Source organism: Shewanella sp. SW24 (genome assembly GCF_025653395.1).
Classification (GTDB): domain Bacteria; phylum Pseudomonadota; class Gammaproteobacteria; order Enterobacterales; family Shewanellaceae; genus Shewanella; species Shewanella oncorhynchi.
In genome coordinates this window covers 1-687 of sequence record NZ_JAKKSH010000079.1, presented here as the reverse complement: position 1 = coordinate 687, position 687 = coordinate 1, and the positions used below count along the sequence as shown (strand labels likewise).

Here is a 687-nt window from a genome sequence, read left to right as displayed (position 1 = left end):
CGTAGTCCGGATTGGAGTCTGCAACTCGACTCCATGAAGTCGGAATCGCTAGTAATCGTGGATCAGAATGCCACGGTGAATACGTTCCCGGGCCTTGTACACACCGCCCGTCACACCATGGGAGTGGGCTGCAAAAGAAGTGGGTAGCTTAACCTTCGGGGGGGCGCTCACCACTTTGTGGTTCATGACTGGGGTGAAGTCGTAACAAGGTAGCCCTAGGGGAACCTGGGGCTGGATCACCTCCTTACCGATACGACTAACTTAATGTTTGTTGAGTGTTCACACAGATTGCTTGTTTATCTTCTCTTAGGAGAAGTCAGAGCTAAATGCGCCGCTAGCCGGTACGCATTGTTCTTTAACAATTTGGAAAGCTGATAGTATTTAATTGCATGAGTCTGTCATGTGATTAATTACAAAACGTTTAATGCGAAAGCATTGAACATGAGTTCTCAAACACTTTATTAAGTGTCTTGAATATTCAATAGTAAATTATGCTTAGTGGCATAGTTTACGTCTAAGGCGCGTCCACTTCTTTGGTCAGAAGTGAGACAAGTAAAACCAAGCTGGTCGCAATRCGRCGCAGATGAGTGAAACTCATTTGGGTTGTATGGTTAAGCGACTAAGCGTATACGGTGGATGCCTTGGCAGTCAGAGGCGATGAAGGACGTAGTAACTTGCGAAAAGCGT

General features: G+C 46.1%; 1 rRNA gene. It reads left to right on the top strand.

The window, feature by feature from the left end:
* Positions 1-247 (top strand): 16S ribosomal RNA (locus L5M17_RS22980); the annotation flags it as partial.
* Between the last annotated feature and the right edge of the window lie 440 nt (positions 248-687).